Annotated in this window: 16 protein-coding genes; 1 reads left to right on the top strand and 15 read right to left on the bottom strand. The window is 42.7% G+C overall.

Going from position 1 to position 20,019, the window contains the following annotated elements; all coding sequences use genetic code 11:
• From Q5911_RS12850 to Q5911_RS12790, 13 genes are all read right to left on the bottom strand, one after another.
• The coding region (locus tag Q5911_RS12850) for an ABC transporter transmembrane domain-containing protein (protein WP_303183348.1) at positions 1 to 552 on the bottom strand (552 nt) is incomplete at its 3' end.
• A gap of 180 nt (positions 553 to 732) precedes the next feature.
• A complete protein-coding gene (locus Q5911_RS12845) occupies positions 733 to 2,241 on the bottom strand; it encodes an ABC transporter permease (RefSeq protein ID WP_303183346.1) in 1,509 nt (502 codons plus the stop codon).
• 110 nt (positions 2,242 to 2,351) lie between these two features.
• Positions 2,352 to 2,531, bottom strand: coding sequence for a hypothetical protein (locus Q5911_RS12840; protein WP_303183344.1), 180 nt, complete (start codon positions 2,529 to 2,531; stop codon positions 2,352 to 2,354).
• A gap of 34 nt (positions 2,532 to 2,565) precedes the next feature.
• Entirely contained in the window at positions 2,566 to 2,811 is a 246-nt protein-coding gene (locus Q5911_RS12835; RefSeq protein ID WP_303183342.1) for a hypothetical protein, read from the bottom strand.
• Positions 2,812 to 2,833: 22 nt separating this feature from the next.
• Positions 2,834 to 3,883 carry a hypothetical protein gene (locus Q5911_RS12830; protein ID WP_303183341.1) on the bottom strand — a complete coding sequence of 350 codons (1,050 nt, stop codon included), beginning with the start codon at positions 3,881 to 3,883 and terminating at the stop codon, positions 2,834 to 2,836.
• Positions 3,884 to 3,902: 19 nt separating this feature from the next.
• On the bottom strand, positions 3,903 to 5,300 hold the full coding sequence (gene ccpM / locus Q5911_RS12825) for a Cys-rich peptide radical SAM maturase CcpM (RefSeq protein WP_303183339.1): 1,398 nt from the start codon (positions 5,298 to 5,300) through the stop codon (positions 3,903 to 3,905).
• On the bottom strand, positions 5,293 to 6,402 hold the full coding sequence (locus tag Q5911_RS12820; RefSeq protein WP_303183337.1) for a S8 family serine peptidase: 1,110 nt from the start codon (positions 6,400 to 6,402) through the stop codon (positions 5,293 to 5,295). Before Q5911_RS12820 ends, ccpM begins: the two co-directional genes overlap by 8 nt.
• 458 nt (positions 6,403 to 6,860) lie before the next feature.
• On the bottom strand, positions 6,861 to 7,625 hold the full coding sequence (locus Q5911_RS12815; RefSeq protein ID WP_303183335.1) for a PP2C family protein-serine/threonine phosphatase: 765 nt from the start codon (positions 7,623 to 7,625) through the stop codon (positions 6,861 to 6,863).
• Complete coding sequence (locus Q5911_RS12810; protein WP_303183333.1) at positions 7,615 to 8,136, bottom strand: hypothetical protein; 522 nt, start codon at positions 8,134 to 8,136, stop codon at positions 7,615 to 7,617. The genes Q5911_RS12815 and Q5911_RS12810 overlap by 11 nt, the downstream gene beginning before the upstream one ends.
• 69 nt (positions 8,137 to 8,205) lie before the next feature.
• Positions 8,206 to 9,864 (bottom strand): hypothetical protein, encoded by a 1,659-nt coding sequence (locus tag Q5911_RS12805; protein ID WP_303183331.1) that lies wholly within the window; start codon positions 9,862 to 9,864, stop codon positions 8,206 to 8,208.
• Between the two features lie 153 nt (positions 9,865 to 10,017).
• On the bottom strand, positions 10,018 to 10,227 hold the full coding sequence (locus Q5911_RS12800) for a hypothetical protein (protein ID WP_303183329.1): 210 nt from the start codon (positions 10,225 to 10,227) through the stop codon (positions 10,018 to 10,020).
• A gap of 17 nt (positions 10,228 to 10,244) precedes the next feature.
• Positions 10,245 to 10,496 carry an extracellular matrix/biofilm biosynthesis regulator RemA family protein gene (locus Q5911_RS12795; protein ID WP_303183327.1) on the bottom strand — a complete coding sequence of 84 codons (252 nt, stop codon included), beginning with the start codon at positions 10,494 to 10,496 and terminating at the stop codon, positions 10,245 to 10,247.
• A 400-nt stretch (positions 10,497 to 10,896) separates the two neighbouring features.
• Entirely contained in the window at positions 10,897 to 15,498 is a 4,602-nt protein-coding gene (locus Q5911_RS12790; protein WP_303183325.1) for a hypothetical protein, read from the bottom strand.
• Positions 15,499 to 16,706: 1,208 nt separating this feature from the next.
• On the opposite strand from Q5911_RS12790, the gene Q5911_RS12785 reads away from it, so the two are divergent.
• Complete coding sequence (locus Q5911_RS12785; protein ID WP_303183324.1) at positions 16,707 to 17,753, top strand: hypothetical protein; 1,047 nt, start codon at positions 16,707 to 16,709, stop codon at positions 17,751 to 17,753.
• Between the two features lie 216 nt (positions 17,754 to 17,969).
• On the opposite strand, the gene Q5911_RS12780 is transcribed toward Q5911_RS12785, so the two are convergent.
• Together Q5911_RS12780 and Q5911_RS12775 are read right to left on the bottom strand one after the other, a co-directional pair.
• The gene (locus Q5911_RS12780; RefSeq protein ID WP_303183322.1) at positions 17,970 to 18,737 is read right to left on the bottom strand and encodes a hypothetical protein; all 768 of its coding nucleotides are present in this window, start codon (positions 18,735 to 18,737) and stop codon (positions 17,970 to 17,972) included.
• 12 nt (positions 18,738 to 18,749) lie between these two features.
• Positions 18,750 to 20,012, bottom strand: a complete 1,263-nt coding sequence (locus Q5911_RS12775; RefSeq protein ID WP_303183319.1) for a hypothetical protein — start codon at positions 20,010 to 20,012, stop codon at positions 18,750 to 18,752.
• Between the last annotated feature and the right edge of the window lie 7 nt (positions 20,013 to 20,019).

Below are 20,019 nucleotides of genomic sequence, written 5' to 3'. Positions count from 1 at the left end.
CTTTGAAAGAGTATTAATAACTATAGCTTTAATTGGGATCACAAGCAGTACAATAAAAGTCAGTCGAATATCAATAAGGATAAGCCCTATTATACCACTTATCACTTTGAAGAGGTTATTTAAAAACAGCAATACACTTCTGTCTGCGATCATGCTGACGCTGTTAATATCTGTATTTATAAAGCTTATTATTTCTGAAGAATTCCTTTTTTCAAAATAACCTATAGGTAATTTTAATAAATGAATAAATACTTTTTTATATAACTTAAGTTGAAAATCGTTTTGTAATACCAGGAAATTATAAGATTGAAGTATTTCTAAGCCTTGTTCTAAAATTGCCAGGCATAATAAAAGACCGGCATACAATACAATTGCATTAAAGTTGTTTGTCTGCATACCGTCATCTATGATCTTCTGTATAATTGCCGGACGGCAAAAAGTCAGACCGGTCAAAAGAACAAGACATATTGTTAGAAAAAAAATCTTTTTCCAAAATGGTATTAACAAACGCAATAATTTAATAATGGTTTTTTTATTTGTGGTCTTACTCATTTTTTTCATATCAGAAAACGGTGCTTTTTAGTTGTATTTTTGCTAAAGGATGAAAGAGACATTTCCCCTTCATCCTTTTATGTAGCAATACAACAATAATCGATTGTTTACTATTCTCATATTTTATAATAAGTCCTTTTTTATCTTATTATAGATGTATTGCCATCCACTATATCCACATCAATAATAGTCTTGAAAAATTTTAAAAGGTTTCATTTGCATGATTGGTCGTGAAGCAACTAAAATTGCTACCAACATGACCATATTTAGGGCCAAATATAACACTATTATTAAAGATATGGAAAGTCTGCTTTCAATTGTTTTTGGAGTACCTGATACTTCATTTATTTTGAACAAATCTTCTGATGATCCACTTCTACTATTTTCCAAAATTTCTTTTTCGGTAATTTTTTTCGACTCTTCTGCTTCTGGACTGAAGGCAGAGAGAATAACATCATCAGTGTGATCAATTAATTCTGCAGAAATTGCTCCAGCTACAATATAAGCTGCTGACATGATAGTCGCACATTCCAGTAGTAATTGTAGTATGATCTTCTTTTTGGCTACTCCTATAGAAAGGTATATTCCTATCTCATGCTTTCTATCTTTCACTCGAATTGTAAGGATTATATAGAATGTTATAAATGTGATTACAAATGTGGCAATAATGAGTACAGTAAGGAAAATATTCATATTCTTTAAAGGTTTTATTGCACCTGCATAAAGAGTGTCGTCCTCTTCCACAGAATAATTATCCCATTCTATATTTTTATCTTTTTCAATATCTGAAATGATGGAGTTCAACTGTTTAGGATCCTGTACAAAAAATGTAACTTCATCATATTCTGTGTCATATCCTCCGTACTCATTAAGGGTTTTGATATCTGACACGCTTACAAACATCATATTATCAGCTATTTCACTTTCAACCGTATATTGGTTGACAGACTGATTACTGTTTACATGGAAAAAACCAACTACTTCCAGATTAATTGGCCGGCCAAGGTTTTTATCGGTCGCACCATCAAATACATATAGACATTCTCTCATTTCTACATTTATAGTATCCCCCAGTTCTATATCATTCTTTTCGGCAAGTTTATCAGATATTAGTACAACTCCGCTATCTTGACTATTAATTTCCCTTCCGGCACAGAGTTCAAAACTACCAGTCAGAAAATAATGATGTAGGGAGCTGTCTGTACAACCATAGAGATTAGTTGCATTTGCACATATAAGGTTGGTTTTGATTTCAGCTTCCGTTAGGTTAGACGCATATTGGGAATCTGTATTGGTTAGGTGAATAGTATCAGCATATAGTCCGGGGAAAAGAGAAATATCTTCAATATACATGGACATTCCTTTATCAACGGAATAGTTTATGATACCCTCATGTCCCATTATATTTTGGATTATTTGTTCATCAATCAATGGTCCTTTATATGAAGTTATAGTTCCTCCATTAGGCAAGGTGATAACTTCCTGGTACTCCGGATCTTCATTTATAATTGCAGTCATCTTGAATGAAGCGCCCAGCGACTCGCGGATATTCTTCTGTGCTTCCTTGGAGCTTTGGAATATAGCTATACTAAGAAGAGCTGTTAATATTAGAATGATTAAAATAACAAAAACAGCTATATTATTTTTTTTCCTTTTTATGTATAAAAATGCTCGTTTTAATTCATTCATACTTTCATCAACCTTATTCAGAGATGAAGGAGATACCTCCTTCATCTCATTTCTAACAACACATCAAACTATCGTATATCATTATTTTACTTTATTTTTTGATACTTAGGTTAGCCCCAAAGAGCCCTATACTCTAATGTCCTAGATGTATTAATATTGTTACGGTAAACGCTCATGCTCTGGTCATCATATGTTCCGCATGAACATGATATTGAACATGGACAGGATACAAAAGTTTCGATACTATTTTCGTTCTTTTTGAATTTCCTTCTTAATTTCATGTTATTCATAATGTCCTCCTTTACGATAGTTTGAATGTGGTGTTTACAACAAATCAATAATCTTTTGTGCTATAGCAGATATAGTAAATTCTTCGTATGTGATCATATTGATAATTTCATAAATATTGCAGTCATATTTTTCTTCTAATGAATGAAATATATACAAAAAATCCGCTAATGGAAATGCATATTGCTCAGAAAGCAAATTACTATCCTTATCGGTTATAAGCACGCCTGTAGTCAATTTAATGGCATCTACAATGGACTCTTCTACGTCTTGCAGCGTCATGGTAATATTCCTCCTTTGTCATTTATAAAACTTCGGCGTTGTCAACTAACTCGTTCATAATGTTTTCAAATGAATGTCTCATACTGCTTGAATCATATATGTAAGAATACATACTTTCTTTCATATCATCTAATAGACTCTGGCAAAGATTAGAGGACAAAGATTGATTTTCAAATACCTTTGCTTCCGGATCATATTCTATACGCTGCGAGGAAAGGACAAACACATCAACATCAAGATTATATTTATATTTGCAGATGTTTTTTAATTTTTCCATCTTTTCGGCAGTATAATTCCTGTCAAAATATAATGAGAAAATACCAATATCTGGACTTATAGCATTAGAGCATACCAGCGCATATTCCGAAAAACTGTTGTAGTAATTTGCCCCCATAGGTATAAGACCACCCGGATATTCTAAAATAATCAAGTCGGGTTCGCTGGCTTTTGCTAAGTCGTATACATATTGATTAATACAGTAAATCTTTTCTTCAAACGGAAGATTTTCGTATAGTTGCCTTGGATATATACTAAATCCAAATAAAGAAGACAAGTTATTGGGACTTACTACGCATGACTTATAACCTTTTTCCTTGAAATAACTATGCAGTTGTAATACTATATCTAGTTTTCCACTACTTTCGCCCATTCCGGCTACTGCAACTATTGGGCATGATACCTTTTTCAAGGGCATGTCTTTGTAATAATCGTGCTTTGCATTCGGATAAGCTATTTTAATAGCTCCTGGATAATCCTGTAGTTTCAATAAAGACATTAGATCTTCAGTAAGTATGATTTCTTTATTATGCTTTTGTGCCTCTTTGACACATATTCTGACCTTTTTATTCTCAAGCTCCTTTTTAGTATCAAGCAAAAGAATAACATCAGCTTCTTCGACTATCTCGTCAACTTTCGCTGTGACTTTAATCACATCAGAGTTGTATTTTTCATAATACTTCTCATCTTCTTTAAAGACTCCTAATACCCGAATCTCATAAGGTAAAATACTTTTATATTCTAAAAGCATTTTATATTTATCCGAGAACGGAAAAATGGTCATAGTTTTCATCATATTTCCCCCTTATCTACAATCAGAGATTTATCCCCAATTCCTGGAGAACAGATATTTCATATAGAATATTTATTGTATTGGCCTTTTCGTGTGCGCATACCTTCAACTTTTCCGTTTTTGTATGGTGCTCATCCCTTCTTGGATTATTTATTCGTCCAATACATATAGAACAGAACCGTAAATTCCAACAATTAATACACTCTTCTTTAGTTACTCGTCCTACATTTATCATATTCTTGACTTTTTGTTGATCAAATCCTTGAGATATATTTCCGATTGAATTGTCCGGGTTTGTTTCGCTCACCTTCTCGCAAGGATAGAAGGTTCCATCATATGATACAAAGAGTCTTTTAGCGCCAGGCATACAAGGGCCACCATGATGTGAACATTTTTTTATTGAAGAATGATCATGTAAGGCCGTAATCATTTTCTTAAATTCTTCTTTAACTGGTAAAACCATTGGACTTATGCTCTTTTCATCAATTTTACCAAGCAGGTGAAATAGTAATTTCAGGTACTCGAACCGACGTATTAACATATAATCTTTACTATAATGGATCTCATTTTTTAGTCCCGTTTCTGTCATCGTATTATATGTGACTGCACATTCGCTTATAAACGGTTCTGAGGAAAAGAACTTTAATACTCTATTCAGGTCAGTATTTGGCGAAATAACTGGCAAAAAGGTGACTTTTTTTGCGTAATCCGGATGTTCTGCAACAAGCGATTTGATATTTCTTATTACTGTATCAAAAGAACCTGTTCCATTTGCAAAAGTTCTGTTCTTATCATGTGACTCTTTATCACCATCCAAGCTTATTGATAACTGGAAATCATACTTATACAGAAAGTGCCTAATCTCTTCTGTAAGAAGAGTCGCATTTGTGGTCATACTAAAAGTAAGATGTTTTGCTTCAACATGGTCAGAAATATATTCCACACAGTCTTTGATCAGTTTGAAATTTAGAAGAGGTTCACCTCCATAAAAGGACATGTGTAGACGTTCCATTTCACTTGTTCTTTCCATATAGAAATCTATTGCTTTTTTTGCAGTATCCCAGGTCATGAATTTTGAATTATGAGTACGGTTATAATACAGACCTGAATATGCGCAGTATTTACATCTCAAATTACACTGTTGCGTTACTTGTAGAGATAAATGACTCAATTTATTTGAAAGATAATATTGTACGTAGGGACTTTGAGGGTGCTCTATTTCTTCAACTCCGTTGCATACAAATGCTCCCTCTGACTGATATTTAGAAAGAAATTCTGGGTCAGTATGATCTGTCCCATTTTCAAGTTTAAGAAATTTATTGAAATCTTCTTCGTTTACTTTAAAAACAGCATTCGAAAATCTGTCATAGACATAGTAGCCCGTCCTTGTTTTATAGCATTTCAATACATACTTATTCATAATTGCCCCCTCCTGTATTTCCTTCCAATAATACTAATAAAGAATATAAGCTTTTGTTTATTTCTGAAAAAAAATATTCTTTATTATCTTTCTTAATTAAAATCCCTGTTTTTGTTTTCACCATTTTAAGATGAAACATTTCTGACGGGAATTCATTTGGAATTTGCCCTGAAATTATGTATAAATCTGTTTGATATATTGCATCTATTGTAAATAAGAATTGGTCAAGGGACCTACATGGCCAATAGTATTCAAGTGGCAAGATGTTCCCGGACTCTGCCTTCCACATAAGGATTTCGAAATGATAATCATTTTTTTGTAAAAAGCGTGTAACATCATTTGTCAGTTCGTACGAAATATAAATTAGTGGGATTTCAAGCTTACTCAAACTTGGCACGTCGAAATATTTCCTTATTTGATTAACTTGAAATCTGCCTGCATATGAACATTGGGTAGCTAATAAATAATCTTTTGCTTCTTCATATGTAAATACTGTATTCTGTATCTTTTGTGCTGCCAGCTTCCCGGTAATGACTGGCGCTGCTAAACTATTTGTAATTGTATAGTAAACATCCGATTGCTTTTCATTTCCATCAAAATGAGCAATTATTGTATTTTCTATATTAAGGTTCTTTTCATCAGTAAATGTATGTTCATATTCATTCAAGAAATTGTTCCTGTCCTGTCTGACGCCAAATACCCCTGGTAATGTAGCAGGAAAAGTAACAATATTACTGTTATGATATGCTGCAACAATTAGTACACCTTTTTTTATTAATTTATTGATTGGTTTTAATAAAGTAAGACCTTCATGATAATTTAAGGTCCCCAAACTCATATTTATAATATCAATATCATGAAATAAACACCAATCCAGTGCCTTTATTAATGAATTTATATTTCCTTTGTGATCGTCCTCTATTACGTTAATACTTACAAATTTAACTTTACTCTCGATTTTATGTATTATTTGTGCACATAATGACCCGTGCGTGTTTCTGGGCGCTTTTTTACTGTATGAAAAATTTATATGTTCAACAATAATTTTGGATGGTAAAAATGCACTATCTATTCCATCATCTATAATTGCAATAGTAGTCATTATGATATCCTCAAATCTGTAAATGTTTTATATTATTATACCTTGTATTTTCGGACTATTCCATATTAGTCTGCATTTTGTCAATTTTGTGCTACATTTTCAAAAAAAATGCTATTCAATAAACATTTTCTTTCTTTTATTGAAATAAGCAGAAAAGCCCGGTCAATCTTTCGGAGCATGTGATCCTTTGGCATCATGTCATCCATGCTGAACATCATCATTTGTTCTTTTCGGCATCTCTTGTCATCATAAGCGGAACCTCCTTATAGGATAATTATACCATGTGCAGGGAACGCACCGCTTAACTGTAGAGTTGATAATTAGGTAATTTTTGTGTAAAAAACCGGAAGGTTCAATGAAATGTTGATAACTGCAATAGAAAAGCCCCGGGGTAAACCGGGGACTTTCTCTACAATCTGAGAGAGCCATACGGCTCTCTTATTTTATCAAGTCAGCTATTATTTTGTATAATGTACAAGCATGGCGCTCATGTTATCTGGATATTTAATGATATTCTTTGCCGCATTTACCAGATCCTGAGCAGCACTTGTGACATTACTGGCATGCAGGACGATTTCCATGATCGCTTCTGGCTGTAAAGCATAATGGATCCCGTCAGTTGTCATAAGGATTAGATCCTGCTCTTTCATTTTCCCTGTAAATGTCTGAATCTCAGGATTCAAGATCACCCCGATACCGCTTGTAAGCTTCAAGCGGTCCGGATGCACATGGTAGGTAACCGGGTCGATCTTCCCCTCCGCAAGCAGAACGGCTGCTTTGGTATGGTCTCTAGTCAATTGCTTGATCAGACCATCGCGTATGATATACAGCCTTGTATTGCCACTATGCCCCACATAAATGCGCCCGTTTTCCGCGAAGAAGCAGCATGTGACGCTGGCAGCATAGCCCGCATATAGTTCCTCATTTCCCAATTTAAAAGCCCCCAGGAGTTTATTTGCATTTTGCATTGCAGTTTTGATGAAAAACTCCGGATCCTGGACAAATAACTCCTTTCTCTGCCGAAAAATGGCTCCAACTGTTTCTATGATATCCATAACAACGATGGGAGCTGGCTGCGTATGTTCTTTTTTTGACCCTGACCCGTCCGCGATCACACAAAACAGGTTCTGTTCATCCAGTTCGAGGAACTGGACAAAATCTTCCTGGTTTTCTCTTCCCACGCCTATATCCGCCATAGCCCCGCAAGTATATTTATTTATCATTCGACTCCTCCTCCACAATCCTAACAGCCGCAGTATAATCGGACACCTGGTCGATCATTACCTGGTGATACCCCATATATTCATAGCTAAGCGCCCCAATATCCCCGCTGTTTTCCCTGGCCATCGCAAGGATATCTCCAAAAACGCCGAAGCACCCCTTGACTGCATCGCAGCCCTTCTTTGTTGAATAGGTATGGGTACCAAGACGAACAGGGTGCGATGCTTCATCCTCGGTATAGACGGCCTCCATAACTTCAAGCTGCTCCTCTAATATTTTTATGTGTACAAGAAAATCATCCTCCGCGATACTGCCTGATATGTACAGACTGAACACATCGTCCATCCCATTCGCAAAAGCTTCGCAGTCCTTCATGTATGTTGCCTGACATGAAAACCATTCTTCTCCCGTGCGTTCGTTGGAGTAAGAAAGATAGAACCGGACAGTGCAGATAGCAAAGGCCAGTATTACGGCCAGGATACCGATTATTATGTTTTTTCTTTTTATTTTCATAGTTTCTCCAGTCTCATTTCCCGTATAATGTACATGAGCCGGGGTTACCCGGCTCAATCCATAATCCTATCACTTACGTTCTGTGTTGCTATCTCCATCAGTACCAGGGAATTCGCTTTTCCTTGAACGGTACATATAGACTCCAATGATCACGCAAGCTACGATCAGCACACCCCCGATGATAAGAGTAACCTGGATACCCCGATTTTCAGTGACAGCTTTGACTACTTTGTCCTTAGTGGTGCCTGAACCATCATCCTCAATAAGTAGTTCGTCATCACTGGCAGTACGTGTGCGCCGGCTTCCACTGCTGTTTCCGGAAGTCCCATTTTCCTCGCTATCGCCTGTATTCTCCGTGCTTCCTGTGTAATCAAAGATCTGTTGAGTCTGTACCCTGTCCCGCATAGCCCGGTTCAAGCTTGTGGAACGGCTGCCTTGGTTTCTGTCCTCGGCGTCAAACACTGTATTCTCACTTTTATCTGAAGCTTTAGAGCTTTGCAGGTTCAGCCCCGAAAAGTCCACGACCGTGTCCTCTTCCTCTGGCACTGCTTGGATGGGGTCTCTTCCATCCTGCGGTCCTCCTGGCTGTGGGAGGACTGGATTGACTGGCTGAGACGGAGTATCAGGCTCCTCCGGCTCCGAAGGCTGATCGGGATCCGGATCCACTGGTGGATCAGGCTGATCAGGTTCATCCGGCTCTTCTTCCCCTGGTTCGATCGGTACCGCCGTAAAGGAAAGGGCCACTTCATTACTTGTTACCTCTTTAGACTGTCCGTTCGCAAATGACATCGTGGCGGTAGCCCGCATCACACCGTTCCCATTCTCGTTCACAGCGTTACGCATCGTAATGACCATATCACGGTTCTGTGAGAAATCACCGTCAGGCATGATGTTCAGGATCAGAGATGTTACCCTGGCATTGATATAAATACTCTCGTTTCTTGTGTCTTGCTGATATCCATTCACAGTGATCGTATAATCCGCATGGTCAAAGGAGGGAAGCTGGATCCGATCCACAAACATACGGTCCGGCATACCGATCTCCACCTGATATCCCGTCAGGTCAGCAGGGCCGCTCCCTCCTATACCGCGAATACGGATATCAGCTCCTTCCAAATATCCAACCGTAAGTGACTGAGGTTCCAGCGCAATGCTACCCGGTTCATACTGATTTGCCTTTGTCTGTATCTCGCCGCTCTTATTCACCTGCGTCTCTCCAAAGGTTCCGGCATATTCAGCTTTTACATCTACAGTTTCCCTGCTCTGGTCTGAATAGATCGTTCCGGAAACATCCAGACTGAAATCGGATCTAGCCTGTACCGGTCCCAGAGGAATGATTGTGATCTGCGTGCCGCCTTTGACATTTTCCAGCACTACTTCTGTATTTTCTGAATACTCCCCTTCAAAAATAGGCGTGCTTTCCTGTCCCTTCCCAACAGTAACTTTTAAATTGCCTTCATAATCCGTCCAGTCGCCCAGCTTCAGCTTCTCCGGGATAAACCCTACCCCATACGTAACTGTCAACGATCCACTGCCCGGTGTCCCATCTTCTGTTTCCGAATGGTACGACACATGGTATGTCTGCGCCGTTTGGGAGCCGCTTATCATTTCTTTTTCCTGTGTAATCTCAAGTCCTGTTCCCGATGCTCGTAAGGTAGGTGTGGAAAAAGCAAGCGAAACGGCAGCGGCGATCGCGATCATGAATGCGATCTGCTTTGTGCATTTCATTATAAGTTCATTCCGATACCGTCAGCAGCAGACGGGGACGGTACCCAATTCTCCTTTCCTTCACATTTCCATAAACTACTGCCATTAGTAGTATGCCAGATGACAGGGCATAATTCAGGTAAGAGAAAGCGCGACTTAGTTGCCGCGCCATGATTAATCCTTAAATTCATCTACGGAATGGTCTGTCCGCCCCATTTCCAGGATATGTCCATCCGCCTCAGGTTTACGATCCCCATAAATATCCGCTTCCGGAAAATGTTTATTCTTTCTTCTTGCCGTTCGTTTCCGGATCAGATACCCGATGACCGTGAAAGAATATCCCAAGCTAAACGCCAGCAGGATGACTAACAAAATTCCTAGCATGGTACTCACACCCCTTTCTAAAATATATTTCCCTTTTCCATACGTTCCACAAGTTTATCCACTGTATTGTTAGTCAGCAGGATCTTCCCGGTGGTAAGAAAGATCACAGCGTTCGTCTTCTGCCCATATGTATAATCGATCACCTCTGCAAGACCTTCCGCCTTCAGCCGCCGTATCTTTCTTTTTACGGCAGAGGAATTGTAGGAAACCATATATTCTATCTTATCTATCGGGATATAGGCATCCCTGGCAAACTTCATGCATTGCATCCATCTTTCCTTCCTGTCACCTATATTGATCATTAAGCATTTGTTGATATTGAAGCTGTAGTATATCCTCTGAGGTCCTGCGTATGCCATCCCCTACTTCGTTAAAGGAGGAAGTTATATCATTTTCTGAGAGCGGGCAGCAAATCACGTGCATCGTCTTTCTCGTTAATGCCGCCTCCCGAAGCCTTAGGAAATGTTTCTTCCTGGCATGTCTTACAAATAGCAAACTACAAACGGACATCAGAATGAAAATCAAACAAAATCCTGCCAGCATTACTCCTCACCCTTCCTGAACGCCTGGATTGTTTTGATGGCGGCACAGATCCCAGCCAGGTACCCAGCACAGGCGGCCACACATAATAATATTAATTCCAAAATCATAGAAAAACCTCCTCGTATTTCAGTACGGCCATTCCATGCCGCTATCTGTCTCTACTGTATCCTGCATATGGCTCAGCCAGTCATCTGGGGAAACCATGTCTGCGTCATAAGCTGTAGTCTGGTCCAAAGTAGCCCCGTCAAGCTGATAGCGGGTCTTTAACGGATCCATATTTTCCCCAATAAATCCTGAGTCTATTTGCTCAGTATCATTAACGATGTGGGGAGAGGTCACTTCCATGCCAGTGTCCATATCCATGTCCTCGCCTCGATCTGTTCCGTAATCCATCACATAGTCCACGCCCTTATCCACATCATCGATGGTTGCGGGATCCACAAGAGACTGTCCCGCGTCCTTGCTGATATCAACACCCACAGCCTCGAACGCGTCATATAAATCCTGATAATCAATATACATGCAGGTGTCATCAGCCACTACTCCGTCTTCAAATATATATCCGTTGTATTCCCCGTATTCAAACTGGTCATAGTAGGGATCATTTTCCTCATAGAAGTCCGCGATATGGTTTTCCATCTTTTCCACGGGGTCACCCTGCATATCCTGGGCTTGTTCCTGGATCATATCACTTACCAGTTGTCCAAAAGCACCTGCGTTTGGCACGTCCTCCCCGAACCCAACCACGTCAGGGTTATCAAGCATAGCCATCGTCTCGATCACTATATCGCCAACCGCCTCGGCAGGGAATTCATCCTGACTAAAGGCAGCATCGACAATCCCCTTTGCTATATCATGTTCGGTGATGACATCATCACTGTACAGATCTGCGATCTCCACGATGACGGTCTGAAGGTCTTCATTGCCCTGGAAAACCTCACTGATTCGTTCAGCAATCGCATATTCCTGGTCATACGCTGATGGTCCAGCATTCGTGAGAGAAGCAGCAACGGCCTCTACCTTGGCATTGTCTTTTTCCTGTTCGCGGCTGCTTCCTTCTAGTCTCCCTTTCACCCGGGAGTCATCTTCTGCCTCTTCATCGACCCACTCATCCTGCCTTTGTTCTGAATCATCCCCTGGCGTCTCTGAGTCGCCTTCCGCTTCCAGTCCAGGCTCACGGTCAGGAGCATTCTCCCTGCTTTCTTCCTGATAAGAGACATTATTTAGTGGTTCTACACGATCTCCTTCTTTACTATCTGGATTATCGCTATCCCTTTCCAGGTTATCTGAAGGCCTTTCCGCCAGATCTTTCTGATCTGGCTCTTGATCCCTCTCTATCCAGGGATCCGAATCACGCAGATCCAACTCTTTATCTGTGTACGGTTTGTCTATTTCATCATCAGCACTCTCTTTTTGCTTGTCTATGGCATGTTTGTCATCCTCTACGGTATCATCAGCGTCCTGCTGGCCTTTGTCGCCCCTATCTTCCAAATCTGTACGATCTGGCTGATCTTCATCCTGTTCAAGTACCTCCTCATCCTTGGCAGGCTGATCTCCGTTCTCTTCTACCAGGCTTTCATCCCCCTCCGCCTTATCCGTTTCCGGAAAATCTACGTCTGGCTGCTCCACCTGGCCGCTAACAACATACTCATCGGGTGCCTCTATTTCCAAACTGTTATTTTCAACTGTATCAGGCCAATTTTTCTCTTCTTCTCCGTGCTGATCGATCTCCCAGGGAAGCTTTCCCTCTATCAGGGTTCCGTCCTTTCTGCCTTCCGGTGTTTCCACAGGATCCGAACGGTACGGTTCCTGGTCTTTCACAAGCTTGTCGCCGGCGAGAACAAACACCTCTATGATCTTACTGAGGACACCTCCGATCGACTCAAGGCCCCGCGCAAGGGGCGCTAAAATCTTTACCTCCCCACTGTATCTTTCAACCGAATCACTGTATATATCACTGATCCGCATTTTTTCCCCGGAGAGCATCGTATAGATAGCCGATTCCATGGGATTGCTCCGGGCATATTCAAGATGGTCGAGAAGCAGCTCGACCTTGGATACTCCTTTTGTGACAAACGTCTCATTTCCCACAGCACCCCCAAGATTTACATACGCCTTTATAGCATGATCCATCTCCATTTTAGCCGTATGAAACGGGGTATACACATACAATGCTCGCATAGGCAGAAAATCCATCCCGCTGATGGCTTCTTTGTAATGCAGGATGTCCTCCCTCACGTCCGATAGCTTCTCCTTTAAGTCACTTATTTTTGCGATCAGGATCTCGTCCTCGTTCTTACCAGTTTTTTGAGCCTCAATCCTTGCTTCATCCCGGAGAGCGTTCATCTTGCTCTTGGATATATCTATATCCTTTGTCTCATCCACTTTGCCGTAAGCGCCGGCTATCTGCTGGCGGATGTCATTCTCGAAGTCAGATCCACGGCCAGTTTCTTTGTTTTGTTCAGGATCTCTTTCTGCACTATCCACCCCTTCCGGCTGTTCTACCTGGTTTGGTTGCCCCTGGTCCATATCAGCTGGATCCCGGTGGCCTTGGATCGTTACTTTGGGCGTTTCCCTATCAATGTCCGCTTCATGCATGCGAACTTCCTTCTCGAAGTCGTCCCATGCGGGCAGTTTTTTCTCCCTGTAGTGCTGGTCCACAGTCCGGCAGATTGCACGTAGCTCGTATAGTGATGTCTGTCCACCGCTGTAACGGGTACAGATACGCTCTACCATGTCAGAAAAAGGCTGTGTACCTACCTTGTAGATGGAAGTATCAGGAACCCCTCCCCGGATCCCCCTCTCCAGAAAGTCGGCCCGTATCTCGCCTTGTGTTTTTGCGTCAGGATGGACACGAACAGATTCAACGGGGGAACCTTCTTCCAATCTGGGAAATTTCACTATCCCATCTGTGATCCGGTCTGGCTCAATCTTCATGCCGCCCTCAGTGTACAGGGTCCCATCATCCGAAAGAGAGACCTTTTCACCGTCCGGCACGGACTCATTATACAGGTCCACAGCATCCTGAAGGCGTTCCTGCACCTCTGGCATAAATTCCTTCACGCTTGCAAGTACGCTCTCCGTGCGGTCTTCGAAGGGGAAAAGATCCGTGCGGATCGCATCATAGGTACAGATAGCTGTAAACCGCTCGATTGGGTTCATGGGACCCTCAGGGGAAATATTATCCGCAAAACTCTCGTATTCCACCCCACGAGATGAATAGTTCGTGTACCGTCCAAACATGACACCTTTATCGGCTCCCACCGCATTATACTGATCTACGACTGAATCGAGCACGTCCCTTACAGTGTCGATCATCCTGTTCAAGGCGTAGGGATCTTTCTCCTCGTTCGTGGACCGATATTCCCTGTAAAGCTCGGCAAACTCCTGCTTGTAGGCAGTCCTATCCGTTGGCCCCGCGCTGTCTGATATCTTCCAGCTTAAGTCCAGGAGCTTCTCTTCCATCGGCCCCATCTCGGCGCAGGTGAGCTCTTTATAGAGCTCCAGCGTACCAAGCGTGTCTTTGAGCATGCTACTCTCTTTTACATAAACTTCCCTCCTGGCGTCCATATAGGGGATGCGCTCCCTGGCTTCTTCAATCCGCTCATCGGCGAATCTGTCAAAGAAAGCGGATAGTCCCTGGTCCACCTTTTCCATAAACACGCTTTTAAATGTATCATCCTTGCCATTGAAAATTCGCAGATGCCCCGGGTTAGACGTATCTGTACGATCCAGTTTGGAAATGACCGACAAGTCATGCTCCTCTTTTCCAGTAAAATCAGGCTGCTTAAAAGAAAGGGGGAGCCGTTCGTCCATATGATGGCAGACCACTTCTGCCCAAACCCTTCCGGCGTCATCTACGATATATGATGAACGGAACGGCTCCTCAATGCCCTGACATTTGACCTCGATAGTGACCAGATTCCCTACGCCGAACCGGCTGCCGTCTACTTCCACGCCTTCCCCGAATTGCTTATAGGCCCGGATCGTTTCCACTTTATCACTAGTGAAATGGGTAAGGGAGTCGAGATTACTGTACTTGTTAATAAACCCTTCCAGGTCCTCAAATTTCAACGGTACCACCACGCCGTTCTTTTCCAGGCCTTCCTCTGTTTTTGTCACGAAGGTGGATGTGTCCAGACCTAAGATCTTCCCGAAGCCAGGGTCATATTCATCTCGTATTTTTGCGATAGTCTCCCGGGAGATGATATCCCTCTCATCGGCGCCATAAAACCCCTCCCTCATTTCAAGAGGGATGAACCCGCTGCCAAGCTCCGTCTCATATGGGAAATGCACGATACCGTGCAGTGGGATCAGTTCCCTTGAAAGACTATCCATCTCTTTACTGGTGAGTATCCCATCGTTCCTGTCTGTTTGAACCGTTTCAACCACTGTAGGTTCCCGGTCAACACTTGAAAAATCAAAATCCGGAATGTCCGAGAAGCCGTCAGGAAAATGCTGCGCCAGATACGAACTGACAGCACGGATCACGTCAGTGTTGTCATAATTCATGTCGTAGATCCCTAGCTCTGTCTTTGTGCCGTCCGTAGCAACTGAACTGACAACACAGGCGTCTGGCATTTCTTCCCCGGTGCTGCCTTTAAATTCCAACCGGCTGTCGCTGCCTGGCCCGTGCAGTTCCCGAGTAACCCCGCTGAAAGCCGCATCGATCATGTACATCTCCGGGTCAAACCTGTCCATTGTATAAAATCCATTAATACTGGCCATATCTTACCTCCTGAAATATCCATCTACCCTTATTATGCGTTTTCTTATCGACAATCAAAAAACACGCACGTTTTCTTGATACTATATTTGTAGTGCTTATCTTTGTACAAAAACTGAAAGTACCTAAGCCTTTAATCATACTACGTATTAGGATGATGTACCGGAGGCCACATCAATGAGAAAAATCTGCTATCCACGAATGATAAACTCACCAAAACGGACGGTCTCCACTCCCCGACAACTAAATAGTGCAACTGTACGCGCGATACACATGTGCAGCCGGTGTCATGAGCCATATCTCGGCATTACCTTCCAAAAGTCACAGGGAGGTCCGCGGAGAAAGTGCATGGTAATATCCTAGTATACGGGTGAACGCAGACGGGGAACGCTCGCTAGGTAATTCCTAGGGCGTTCGCGGCCTACGGGGAAGTACCGTCAAACGGCGTGGAGGGTGCATATGAGTGTTTCTCAGGATTGGATAGCCTGCTGGTTATACCGGAACGGAGCCATCAGGAGCATGGGTGTGCCGTGCTCAAATATGCAATGCGTCAGCATATAATCTATTCCTTATGCAATTTTTTGCATGATATCTCTATCTGTTCCCAAAAAGCTCGTGCCGCTTCTTCTATAAGCTGATAGGGAGGCATGGGGCGTAGCCATTACGTTGATATGATCTGCCTGCGCGCAAAGCCATGCATGCGGTTTGATTATATCTCTTTTTGGGAACAGCAGGGATATCTATGCCCTTTTGGCTGCTCAAGGTTTACACATTAAACTTTTATATGGCTTGTTTTACTTTAGGTGGTCAAGGGAAGGTCACTGGCACTCCACTCATGTTTTTTCTTCCTGGTATGCTTTCGTTCATACCGAATAAGGGTTCATCCCAAGGCTACACGTTCTCAAAGTTCTTCTTTCCTGGCTGTGTAACGCTGAGAGAGTGCAGACAGGACAAAGAGAGAGAAAACAGACCGTATACAGGAAAGCTGAAACGAAAAGACAGACAGGACCAGAGTAAAGGGGAAAGCAAATATTCAGACAGGACCAAGCAAAGAGTAAAACAAGAAAACACGATGGACCAGAAGAAAACGTAAATCCATTGGATTATATATTATAGATGATTATAGATATAGATTATTGGTGATCATTGATTGTTTCCTCCCTGGATATAAGCTTCCATAAATATACATAAAAAGAAAAGAGGACGTAAAATGAGACAAAAAAACCTTCATAAAAGCCCTTGGAGCCCGGTTATCCTGATCATCCTGATCGTGGCAATGATTTTTACCTTCTTCTCCAGACGGGATGCAGATAAAGTCCCTGCCTACACACAATCGGAACATGTAGAGACTGACACGGGAGCGGCAACGGAAGAGACACCTGAAATAGATACAGAAATCTATACAGACAACGAGAATGGCTTATCCCTTCAGATTCCGGTTGGCTGGCAGCAGGTGACCATGGACGGCTATCCTACGTTCATCCATAATGCCTCCGGGGCCTCGGTCCAGATCCAGGTTAAGGAATATGACCCCCAGGTAAACATGCAGGATAAAGTGTCCCTATCCTCTTGGTGTGCGCAGCACGGATACAGTTTTACGTCCTTCAGTAGGGTGTCGCCCACTCATTACCAGCTCTATTACCAAAATCAGGGGAACGCCACCTACGACTACATTGAGGACACCCACTGGGACAGGGACAAGATCGTTCGTCTCGTCTGCGTCTTCAAGGACGAGCATTATGAAAGATTAGCAACCTATTACGACACGATCTTGGCCTCCTTCAGCTGGGATACATCAAATCCAGTTCCTGAAGGGTTTTATCTCTATTACAACAGCAATCTGCAATTTGAAGCAGGTATTCCCTCTTCCTGGTCGTTTGGCGAATCGGACTCCGCAATCGTGGCAACGGATCCTGAGTCGGGGGCTGCCTTAACGATCACGGCCACTGAAAGTCCAGGCACCCTTGAGGGTCTCACCGCAGTGGATATGGCAAATCTGATAGGGGCTGGAAAGACCGGGTTTATGATGCGTTCCTTTGAAACCGATACTGACAGGGCATCCGCATCCGCCACGTATGTAAACGGAGAAATTCAGTTTCAAAATGAAACATATTTATTTACAAATGGCGCTTACCTATTTTGTCTGTCCGTTGATTACGAAGAGGGTACGATAGACAATACGGTTCCCAAAAACTGTGGTTCTCTGTTCCGCATGTTCGGGGAAACGGGAAGTTCAGAAGCAGAAGGCACCCATTAAGGGCACAACATACACCTCTGAGCCGTTGCATTTGACCAGTATCTCGATTTTTTCACGCCCTGCGGGCTTTCTTGCTTTCTAAAAACATATCTTTGATACCAAGCAACCTCATACCACCAATTAGTGCGAAACAAATGGGACAGCCACCATAGCTGTCCCATACATTTCTTTGCAAACTACTTTCGACAATTATCACGAGTGTTCACCGCCAAATCGTCAATAATCAATTACCTGATCATAATCTTCTTCATTTACGCTTATATCCGATCCACCATTCTTCAGGAACTCGTCTGGATGGATCACATCCCATGTGATCGCATTGGTCCCCTTAAACAGGATGCCGTCTTTGGCCGTTGTTGCTTTATATAGTTCCATCCCCTTCTCCTTATAGACGACGTTTGTCTCTGTCTTGTAAAGTTTCCATGTCCCCTCCTCCATGATCAGGGTTACCTTGCTCTGGACGCAGTATCTGCCCTCTTCCACCCTGTCATTCTTAAAATCAGCTTTCACGTAGCCGATTGCATCGACCTCCGGAAGGATCGTGTCCTTTTTCAAAGCAAGTTCTTTCAGCACATAGGAGTCAAAGGTAGATTCCATGTTCAGCCCTTTGAATATCTTGTAGAAATTCCTGTCCCGAGCTGCATGATTTCCTTCAAAACACTCGGATGTCCCGAAATATCCGGCAAGTGTGTCCGAATAATCCTCTGTATCATGAGTAAAGTTATACATAACCCCATAATAATCTGAAAGTATCTGAGTGATATCTGCCGCATACTGTTTCAGTTCTTCTTCCGTGTAAGACTCACTATAATCAATCAGAGTGCATCCATCAGGGAACTTCTCGTTATCTTGGTATGGTTCAATGCCTTCTTCTTTCTGCGCGGGCGCTGCTGTGCCTTCAGATGTTTCCTCTTTGTTACAGCCTGTGGCCAATGTTACTGCCATCAGGCAGACAAGCAGTGCATAAACTACTCTTCTTTTCAATGTCCAATCCTCCTATTCAACGCGTTCCGTAGCTGATCCATCTGTTTCAACCTCTCCTAAGTCATTCACACGGATCCGGAATGTGTCGCCTGTAGGCATGTATTCCTGGTTGGTCCGCGCATCGGCCAATATGCTTCCACCACTGTCATTGCTGACCAGCCTCTCTGTGAAGTATAAGATATTCCCGGTTTCCGCATCGATAAGGTAATCGCATACATCGTAGCGCACGAACGTCCCTCTTGTCACATCCGCCATCTGAAAGGCAGTCACAAGGTATTCACCAGGACCATATCCCGAAAACATGAAATCGTGCCTTGGATTATCTGTGATCCTCTCTTCCAGTACCTCCCCCGTGGCAGCGTTTGTCACGACCCATTTCCGTTCATCGGACGTATAGTCTATATTCTCTACATAGTCTGTCTCCACTTGGTTGATATGGTAGTCCTTAATGTATGCCAGACTTGAGTAATCTTCCATCGCATTCGAAGTAAAACGGGATAACGCCTGGAACCGGTTACTCCAGAGTGTTGTATCATTGAGTCCTCCATGGATCAGGTCTGTGCGAATCCCAGTTACATCCGTAAGTTGGAAAGCAGGCAGACGCTGCAGGATCGATAGAGGGTTTGATCGGTCTACATCGAATGTGATATGGAATCTTCGTCCCCCATAGCCATCCAGATTCATGAGGAAGGACAGCGCCGGGCTGATACTGAGCCCTTCCTTTTCGGCAATCGCTTCTTTGATCTTATCTTTTTCCGTCATGGAAAGATTGTCTACAGATCCATCGGATGGCAGGGAGGGCGTGGGCATGTTCCAGGATTGATCATTATAGAGTTCATTCACAGCATCCTCCCCAAGAAGTTGGTTAAACGCCGCCAGCCGATTTAGAAGCTGTGCCAGGGAGCTTTCAGATACTTCCACGATCCCGATATTGATAAGGCTGTTAGAGGCGGATCCGGAGCCGTATGCTGTTCCCCTGGAATCTTCCTTGGCCTGCTCCATGAAGTCTTTTAGCATGTTGATGACTGCCTTTTTTTCCTCACTGGCATTTAATTCCGCCGAAGTATAATTGTGGGAGCTGCCGCTGCTGCTGTCATTCGACACGCTCGAATTGGAATTGGATGTCCCGCCCTGCTCTCCGGGAGATGTGATAGTGACACTTTCATCTTCATTGATCTCCGTGGACTGTTCATCGGCATAAACGTATAAAGGAGCACTACTGACAAGCATGGAGCCAGCCAGTAGTGCGCATAATAATCGTCTGTTTTGTCGCATATAAGCC

It is taken from the genome of Lachnoclostridium phocaeense, from assembly GCF_959599685.1.
Taxonomy (GTDB): Bacteria; Bacillota; Clostridia; order Lachnospirales; family Lachnospiraceae; genus Claveliimonas; species Claveliimonas monacensis.
Note: the sequence above shows the minus strand (reverse complement) of the source record. Positions and strands in the feature narration are given on the sequence as shown.

What these genes read in the sequence shown, in the direction of transcription:
- Q5911_RS12845 (WP_303183346.1), bottom strand. Translation starts at nt 2,241, where the DNA reads ATGAATGAATTAAAACGAGCATTTTTATACATAAAAAGGAAAAAAAAT.
- Q5911_RS12840 (WP_303183344.1), bottom strand. Translation starts at nt 2,531, where the DNA reads ATGAATAACATGAAATTAAGAAGGAAATTCAAAAAGAACGAAAATAGT.
- Q5911_RS12835 (WP_303183342.1), bottom strand. Translation starts at nt 2,811, where the DNA reads ATGACGCTGCAAGACGTAGAAGAGTCCATTGTAGATGCCATTAAATTG.
- Q5911_RS12830 (WP_303183341.1), bottom strand. Translation starts at nt 3,883, where the DNA reads ATGATGAAAACTATGACCATTTTTCCGTTCTCGGATAAATATAAAATG.
- ccpM (WP_303183339.1), bottom strand. Translation starts at nt 5,300, where the DNA reads ATGAATAAGTATGTATTGAAATGCTATAAAACAAGGACGGGCTACTAT.
- Q5911_RS12820 (WP_303183337.1), bottom strand. Translation starts at nt 6,402, where the DNA reads ATGACTACTATTGCAATTATAGATGATGGAATAGATAGTGCATTTTTA.
- Q5911_RS12815 (WP_303183335.1), bottom strand. Translation starts at nt 7,625, where the DNA reads ATGATAAATAAATATACTTGCGGGGCTATGGCGGATATAGGCGTGGGA.
- Q5911_RS12810 (WP_303183333.1), bottom strand. Translation starts at nt 8,136, where the DNA reads ATGAAAATAAAAAGAAAAAACATAATAATCGGTATCCTGGCCGTAATA.
- Q5911_RS12805 (WP_303183331.1), bottom strand. Translation starts at nt 9,864, where the DNA reads ATGAAATGCACAAAGCAGATCGCATTCATGATCGCGATCGCCGCTGCC.
- Q5911_RS12800 (WP_303183329.1), bottom strand. Translation starts at nt 10,227, where the DNA reads ATGCTAGGAATTTTGTTAGTCATCCTGCTGGCGTTTAGCTTGGGATAT.
- Q5911_RS12795 (WP_303183327.1), bottom strand. Translation starts at nt 10,496, where the DNA reads ATGCAATGCATGAAGTTTGCCAGGGATGCCTATATCCCGATAGATAAG.
- Q5911_RS12790 (WP_303183325.1), bottom strand. Translation starts at nt 15,498, where the DNA reads ATGGCCAGTATTAATGGATTTTATACAATGGACAGGTTTGACCCGGAG.
- Q5911_RS12785 (WP_303183324.1), top strand. Translation starts at nt 16,707, where the DNA reads ATGAGACAAAAAAACCTTCATAAAAGCCCTTGGAGCCCGGTTATCCTG.
- Q5911_RS12775 (WP_303183319.1), bottom strand. Translation starts at nt 20,012, where the DNA reads ATGCGACAAAACAGACGATTATTATGCGCACTACTGGCTGGCTCCATG.